The organism is Promineifilum sp. (SeqCode) (assembly GCF_041918635.1).
Classification (GTDB): Bacteria; Chloroflexota; Anaerolineae; order Promineifilales; family Promineifilaceae; genus Promineifilum.
Genome location: NZ_JAYRVJ010000396.1, coordinates 1 through 7,675, shown reverse-complemented (window position 1 = coordinate 7,675; position 7,675 = coordinate 1). Strand labels below are relative to the sequence as shown.

The 7,675-nt window shown below is 65.3% G+C and carries 5 protein-coding genes and 1 pseudogene; all 6 read left to right on the top strand.

The features are described from left to right. Nucleotides 1–216 (top strand): hypothetical protein (locus ACE3UY_RS12295; protein WP_374687808.1); only part of this gene is annotated, 216 nt, incomplete at its 5' end. A gap of 89 nt (nt 217–305) precedes the next feature. Further along, nucleotides 306–1,616 (top strand): glycosyltransferase 87 family protein, encoded by a 1,311-nt coding sequence (locus ACE3UY_RS12290; RefSeq protein ID WP_374687807.1) that lies wholly within the window; start codon nt 306–308, stop codon nt 1,614–1,616. 3 nt (nt 1,617–1,619) lie between these two features. After that, nucleotides 1,620–2,930 carry a glycosyltransferase gene (locus tag ACE3UY_RS12285; RefSeq protein WP_374687806.1) on the top strand — a complete coding sequence of 437 codons (1,311 nt, stop codon included), beginning with the start codon at nt 1,620–1,622 and terminating at the stop codon, nt 2,928–2,930. A gap of 24 nt (nt 2,931–2,954) precedes the next feature. Continuing rightward, nucleotides 2,955–3,347: pseudogene (locus ACE3UY_RS12280) on the top strand (gluconokinase); the annotation flags it as partial. 69 nt (nt 3,348–3,416) lie between these two features. Continuing rightward, nucleotides 3,417–4,820 (top strand): NADP-dependent phosphogluconate dehydrogenase, encoded by a 1,404-nt coding sequence (gene gndA / locus ACE3UY_RS12275; RefSeq protein WP_374687809.1) that lies wholly within the window; start codon nt 3,417–3,419, stop codon nt 4,818–4,820. 83 nt (nt 4,821–4,903) lie between these two features. Then, the coding region (locus tag ACE3UY_RS12270) for a cation-translocating P-type ATPase (RefSeq protein ID WP_374687805.1) at nt 4,904–7,675 on the top strand (2,772 nt) is incomplete at its 3' end.

Genomic DNA, 7,675 nt, shown 5'->3' with positions numbered 1-7,675 from the left:
GTTCGCGGCGCGGTGACGGGCTGCACCTGGGGTAACCGCAACAGCAACCACGTCACGGTGCTGTGGAATAACCTGCCCATTGGAACGCATCAATACTGGGTGAAGGTCGATAGCGCCGGCGCGATACCGGAAATATCCGAGGCTGACAACGTGACCGGCCCCGGCAGGGTCACCGTCCCGCCGAACGCCATTCTCGTGCCCTACATCAGCCGGTAATCTCCGACGGACTGGACGAAGCGAACGGGGTCTGGCAGAATTGACTGCCAGGCTCCGTTTTTGTTATGTGGATCGATGTAAGGCAGGCGATGGCGTGGGCGTTTGGCTGGCTGCTCCTGGTGACGGCCGGTTTCTTGCTGGCCCGGCGGCCCAACGGGACAAATCGCTCTCGTTGGGCGGGCTTCTCGCTGCCGCTCATCCTGCTACTGGCCGCGCTGGCGCGGTTGTTGCCGGCGCTGTGGCTGCCGGTCGGCGCGGGCTACGACATCGAGTCTTATCGGATGGTGACGGACGCGCTGTTGGGTGGCCAGGAGGTCTACAACGCGGCGTTGGGCCGCCACCCTTACCTCCCCTTCCAGATGTACATCATGGGGGCGATGGCCTGGCTATCGGCGGCGACGGGGCTGCCCTACGTGGTCGCCGTCAAGCTGCCGGCGGTGGTGGCGGACGTGGCGCTCACCGGCCTGATCTATAAGGCCGTGATAGGGAAGATGGCGGAACGGGACGGCCATGAATTGCCTGACTACAAACGAGATGGAGGAGAGCGGGCTGCGGCCGCCTACCTGGCCACGCTCTACGCGCTAAACCCGATCAGCCTGCTGGTCACCTCCTACCACGGGCAGTTCGAAGCCATCACGCTCCTGCTGCTGGCGCTGGCCTGGTGGTTCTGGCAGCGGGAACAGGCGAGCCGCTCGGCCGGCGCGCTGGGGCTGGCCATCCTCAACAAGACCTGGCCGGTCGTCTTCCTGCCGATCATCTTCATCCGGCTGCCCGGCTGGAAAGCTCGCGTTCGCGCCGTCGCTGTGGCGCTAGGCGTCCCCGTACTGTTCACCCTCGCCTACATTCTTCTCTTCTCGCCCGACGTGGGCTTCATGTTGGGACGCGCCCTCACCCACCGCGGCGTGGCCGGCTATTGGGGGCCGGGGGCGATCCTGAACCCGCTGGCAACTGTCCAGCCCGGCCTGCAACCGGCTGTCGACGTTCTGTTCGCGTTGCGCAACGGCTTGTTGGCCGCGGCGGCGCTCTTCGCCCTGTGGTGGACGCGCCGCCAGAGCGCGCTGGACGCCTTCCTGACCCTGTTGCTGAGTCTGTTCGTCGTCACCGTCGGCTTCGGTATCCAGTGGCTCGTCTGGGTGGTTCCTTTCGCCTTGCTGGCCGGCGAAGACCGCTGGCTGAAGGCGTATTCGCTGGCCGGCGCGTTCATGTTGGCCGTGCATCTCTTCGGTCTGCACATGATTCCGCTGCTCTCGGAGTGGCTGCCGGCGGCGGCCGACTGGACGCTGCGCCTCAGCGGCTTGCCCGCCTGGGCCATCGTCGTCGCCTGGATGATCCATCGCTGCCGCACCGTTACGGTCGCCGCCGCGCCGGCCCACCCGCGACCCGATCCGCTGGCCCATTGACCTATGAACCCCACGCGCCCCACCTTTTCCATCTTCATCCTTAACTGGAACAGCCGCTCTCTGATCGAAGCGTGCCTGAACAGCGTCTACGCCCAGACCTATCCCGCCGAGCGTGTGGAACTGATCGACAACAGCTCGGCCGACGACTCGGTCGCTTTTGTGCGCCAACAGTTCCCCCGGACGACGGTGCGCGAGAACGGCGGCAATCTGGGCTACGCCGCCGGCAACAACGCCGCCCTGCGCGACCTGTCGTCGGATGTAGCCCTGCTGCTCAACCCCGACGTGATCCTGTCGCCCAACTTCCTGGCAGTCATGGCCGAGGCGCTGGCCGCTGACCCCTCCATGGGCATCGCCGGGGCCAAGCTGTGGTATCCGGGCGGTGAGGTGATCCAGCATAGCGGCGGCTACATCACCCACCCGCGGGCCATCCCCGGCCACTACGGCATCGGCGAGCGGGACGAGGGGCAGCACGACACGCCGCGCGACGTGGACTACGTGATCGGCGCGGCGCTGGCCGTGCGGCGCGACGTGCTGGCGCGCGTCGGGCTGCTCGATGAGCGCTTCTTCCTGTACTACGAGGACGTTGACCTGTGCGCGCGGGCGCGGGCGGCGGGCTACCGCGTCGTTTATCTACCGGAGGCAACGGGTATCCACGTCGAGTCGGCCACCACGGTCAAGGGCAGTTTTAGCTATCTCTGGCGATTCCACACCGGCCGCTGGCTTTACCTGCTCAAGCATTTCCCGGCTGACGAGTTGCTGGAAGCGACCCTGTCGGAAGAGCGCGTTTGGCTTGGCCGGCTGGACGAGGACGAGCGCCGCGCTGCCTCGCTGGCCTATCTGACGGCGCGCCGTCACTTGCCGGAGACGCTGTGGGCGCGCGAGCGTGAGGGAGCCGGCCCCCTGCCGCCCGCGGCGCTGGAACGGATGTTGGTCGAGCTTCACACACAGGCGGGATTGCGTCCGGTCGGCGCGGAATCGCGAACTGCTCTGCTGGCCGCCGCCACGCTGGAGGCGCGCCCCTTTGTCTCCACGGTGCCGCTCATTGGCCCGCTGATTGCCCGATTCCGCGCCTCTTGGAATAATGTAGCCTCCCGCTGGTACATTCAGCACGTCATCGACCAGCAGAATGAATTCAACCGGCTGGCCATCGCCGAACTGCCCGAGCGCTTGGCGGCCTATGAGCGCGAGGCACAGATACAGTTGGAACTGTTGGAACAGCAGATCGTTGAGCGGGCAGACCTGGAGCAGCGACTTCAGGAATTGAGCGCCCAACTGGCCGAATTGGAACGCCGGCTCGGGGAAGCGCGGGAGTAGTGTAGTCCTATCTTCATCATTGTGATGGGCGTGTCCGGCAGCGGCAAAACCACCATCGGGCAGATGTTGGCGCGCCGGCTTGGCTGCCCCTTCTACGACGGCGACGACTTTCACCCGCCGGCCAACGTCGTTAAAATGACGGCCGGCGTCCCCCTGACCGATGAGGATCGGGCCGGCTGGCTGGCGGCGCTGACCGATCTCATCCATGGTGGGTTGGGGCGCGGCGAATGCGGGGTGATCGCCTGTTCGGCGTTGCGCCACAAGTACCGCGACCTGCTCCGCGTCGATGAGGCGCGGGTAAAGTTCGTTTACCTGAAAGGCGACTACGAACAGATCCGGCAGCGCGTCCAGCGTCGCGAAGGCCATTACATGGGGACGTCGCTGCTGCGCAGCCAGTTCGACACCCTGGAAGAACCAGATGACGCCCTGACCCTGGACGCGGCGCTCGATCCGGTCACACTGGTCAACACGATGCTGGAGCAACTCATGGAAAAACAGTATGCGCTTGGACTGCTGGGAATGGGGGTGATGGGGCGCAGTCTGGCGCTAAACCTGGAGCGCCACAGCTACCGTGTCATCGGCTACGACCCGACCCCTGTCCTCCCGACGGGCTTCCCCGTGAAGCTTGCCACCTCCGTCGAACAACTGGTGACCGCCCTGGAGCCGCCGCGCGTCTTCCTGATGATGATCCCCGCCGGCCCGCCCGTCGATCTGGCTATCGCCTCGCTCCGGCCCCACCTTGCGCCGGGCGACGTGATCATCGATGGCGGCAACTCCTTCTTCAGCGACACCGAACGCCGCGTCAAGGAGCTGATGCCGGATGGGCTGCACTTCATCGGCATGGGCGTGTCCGGCGGCGAGAGCGGGGCGCTCTGGGGGCCGAGCCTGATGCCCGGCGGCGCTCCCGAAGCGTGGGAGACACTGAAGCCGATGTTCGAGGCCATCGCCGCCCGGGCCGACGACGGCCAACCCTGCGTCACCTACATCGGGCGCGGCGGCTCCGGCCACTTCGTCAAGATGGTTCACAACGGCATTGAGTATGGCGACATGCAACTCATCGCCGAAATCTACGACTTGCTCCACCGCGGCGCGGGCCTGTCCAACGGCGAGCTGGCGGCGCGCTTCGCCCACTGGAACGAAGGCCCGCTGCGGTCTTACCTGATCGAGATCACGGCCAGTATCCTGGCGCGGATGGATGAAGAGACCGGGCAGCATTTAGTCGAGCTAATCCTCGATGAAGCCGCCCAGAAAGGGACGGGCAAGTGGACCAGCCAGACCGCCCTGGACGTGGGCGCGGCCATCCCGACGATCAACGCCGCCGTCGAGGCGCGGCTCATCTCCAGTATTAGGGAGGAGCGCCTGGCCGCGTCCGCGAAACTCGGTCAGGCGGCCCCTTTCACGGGCGATGTTAAACGACTGGTCGCCGCCGCCGAACAGGCGCTCTATGCCAGCAAACTCATCTCCTACGCCCAGGGTATGAGCCTGCTCCGCATGGCCTCAATGGGGTATAATTGGGGCCTGGACTACGCGGCCATCGTGCGCGTGTGGCGCGCGGGGTGCATCATCCGAGCCGCGCTCCTGGACGACATTGCCGCCGCCTTCCAGCGCGACCCAGAGTTGCCGAACCTGCTCATGGACGATATTTTCGCCCAAGCGGTGCTGGAGCGGCAAGCGGCCTGGCGCGATGTGGTGCAAACCGGGGCCGGTCTGGGCATTCCCTTGCCGGCGACTGGCGCGTCGCTGGCCTACTTCGATGCGTACCGGTCGGCCCGGCTGCCGGCCAACCTGATTCAAGCGCAGCGCGACTACTTCGGCGCCCACACCTATCAGCGCCGCGACAAACCCGGCGTGTTTCACACGCAGTGGGAGAATGAAGTTGCCTCAACTTGAGCGAGTGAAGCGGATGGTCACAGTCAATGTGGCGTCTACTTCTGCTCAGTCATCAGATTCTTAAAAGAAAACGGAGATTGCTTGTGACCTTCACCAGACCGCCCGACGTGACACAATCGGACCCCAATGGCAACCTGAAATGGTATGCCATGGATCTGGACGATCTACTCACCCGGCTGGAAACCCACCACCAAGACGGCCTGACTTCGGAAGAAGCGGCGCGCCGACTGGCGCAATTCGGACCCAATGAACTGCGAGAAAAGCCCCGCCCCACTTTCCTGCAACTAGTCCTCGCGCAACTGAACAACTTCGTCATCATCTTGCTAATCGTGGCCTCCGTCATCTCGGCGCTGTTGGGTGACTGGGTCGAGGCAGGGGCCATCCTGCTCATCGTGCTGCTGAACGCCATGCTGGGCGTGATCCAGGAAAGCCGGGCGGAGGAGGCGCTGGCGGCGCTCAAAAAGATGGCCTCGCCCGAAGCGCAGGTCTTGCGCGACGGCGGGCGCGTCTTCATTCCGGCTGGTCAACTCGTCCCCGGCGACCTCGTCTTTCTGGAGGCAGGCAACTTCGTACCGGCCGACTTGCGCCTGGTCGAGGCGGTCAATCTGCGCGTGGAGGAGGCTGCCCTGACCGGCGAGTCCGTCCCGGTGCAGAAGAACGCCACGCTGGTGCTGAACGAAGACGCCACGCTGGGCGATCGCAAGAACCTGGCCTTCATGGGCACGGTGGTTTCCTACGGTCGGGGACGCGGCGTCGTGGTCAACACTGGCATGCACACTCAACTGGGCCTCATCGCCGACATGTTGCAGGATGTCGAGACTGAGCCAACCCCCTTACAGCAGCGCCTCGACCAACTTGGCAAAGTGCTGGGCTGGGGCGCGCTGGCCGTGTGCGGCATTGTCTTCCTGGTCGGCGTGTTGCGCAGCAACGTGCTGGCCCACGGCTTCACGCCGGAGGCCCAGTCAGCGCTGGCCGAATCCTTCATGATCGCCGTCAGTCTGGCCATCGCCGCCGTGCCGGAGGGGCTACCGGCCGTGGTCACCATCAGCCTGGCCCTGGGCATGCGCGAAATGGTACGCCGCCACGCCCTCATCCGCCGGCTCGCTTCCGTGGAGACGCTCGGCTCGGCCACGGTCATCTGCTCCGACAAGACGGGCACGCTGACGCAGAACGTGATGACCGTCACCGACCTCTGGGTAGACGGCAAGCACATTGGCGTCACCGGCAGCGGCAACGAGCCGGTTGGCGACTTCACGATCGACGGCCAGCCGGTCGACTTAGTCAGCTTCCCCGGCGTGGAGACCGCGTTGTGGGTAGGCGCGCTGAACAACGACGCCACCGTTGAGCAGACCGGCAGCGATGGCAACCGCGCCTTCCGCGTCATCGGCGACCCAACCGAGACCTCCATCCTCGTCGCGGCGGCCAAGGCCGGCATCCTCCAAAACGCGCTCAACCACGCTTACCCCCGCGAGCAGGAGATCCCCTTCGACTCCGGGCGCAAGCGCATGGTAACCATCCACAACGTCGGGGCGCCGCAAGTCACCGATCCCTCGCCCTTTACCGACAACTCGCGCCGCCATTGGAAGACCATCGTCGTCAAGGGCGCACCCGACATCGTCCTGGGCCTGTGCACCGGCTACCAGGCGCTCGATGACCAGGTACAGATCATGGACGACCGGATGCGGCAGAGCATCCTGGCGGCCAACGACCAGATGACCCGCAACGCGCTGCGCGTGCTGGGACTGGCCTATAGCATCGTGCCCGACGTGCCCGACGAGTTCACCCACGAGGACGTGGAGAAAGACCTCATCTTCGCCGGGCTGATCGGGATGATCGATCCGGCGCGGGCCGAGGTGAAGCCGGCGCTGGAAGTGGCCCGCGGCGCGGGCATCCGCACTATCATGATCACCGGCGACTACCCCAACACCGCCCGCGCCATCGCCCAGAGCATCACCCTGCTCCGTCCGGAACACAAGGTGCTCACCGGGACCGACCTGAACGACATCGACGATGCCGCACTGGCGCGCGAGGTCAAGGTGACGGACGTGTTCGCCCGCGTCTCGCCGGAGCACAAGATGCGCATCGTTGACGCCCTGCGCGCCAATGACGAGGTCGTGGCGATGACCGGCGATGGCGTCAACGACGCCCCGGCCATCAAGCGCGCCGACATCGGCGTGGCGATGGGCATCACCGGGACGGACGTGGCCAAGGAAACGGCCGACATGGTGCTGACGAACGACAACTACGCCAGCATCGTCTCGGCCATCGAGCAAGGCCGGGTCATCTACGCCAACATCCGCAAGTTCGTCTTCTTCCTGCTCTCGTCCAACGTGGCCGAGATCATGATCATCTTCCTGGCGACGCTGGCCGGGCTACCCACGCCGCTGACGGCCGTCCAGTTGCTCTGGCTGAACCTGCTGACCGACGGCGCGCCGGCGCTGGCCCTGGCCATGGAGAAGGGCGACCCGGACGGCATGAGCCGCCCGCCCCGCCCCAAGAAGGAGTCGATCATCAACGGTTCCATGCGCCTGGGCATCGTCATCCAGACGTTCGCCCAGACCGGCGCGGTGTTGACCGCCTTCCTGCTGGGCTTGTCCTGGACGATGAACCTGCCAGCCGGCCAGAGCTTTTTCGGCGCGCTGCTCAGCTTTGACTGGACGACGGTGGACGTGCAGACGGCCGAGACAATGGCCTTTGTCACCTTGTCATTGTGCGAACTCTTCCGCGCCTACACCGTCCGCTCGGAGCGGGTTTCGGTCTTCCGTCTGGGCGTGTTCTCCAACAAGTACATGCAGTATGCCGTGGCCCTCTCCATTACTCTGCTACTGCTGGTGGTCAACGTGCCCTTCTTGCAG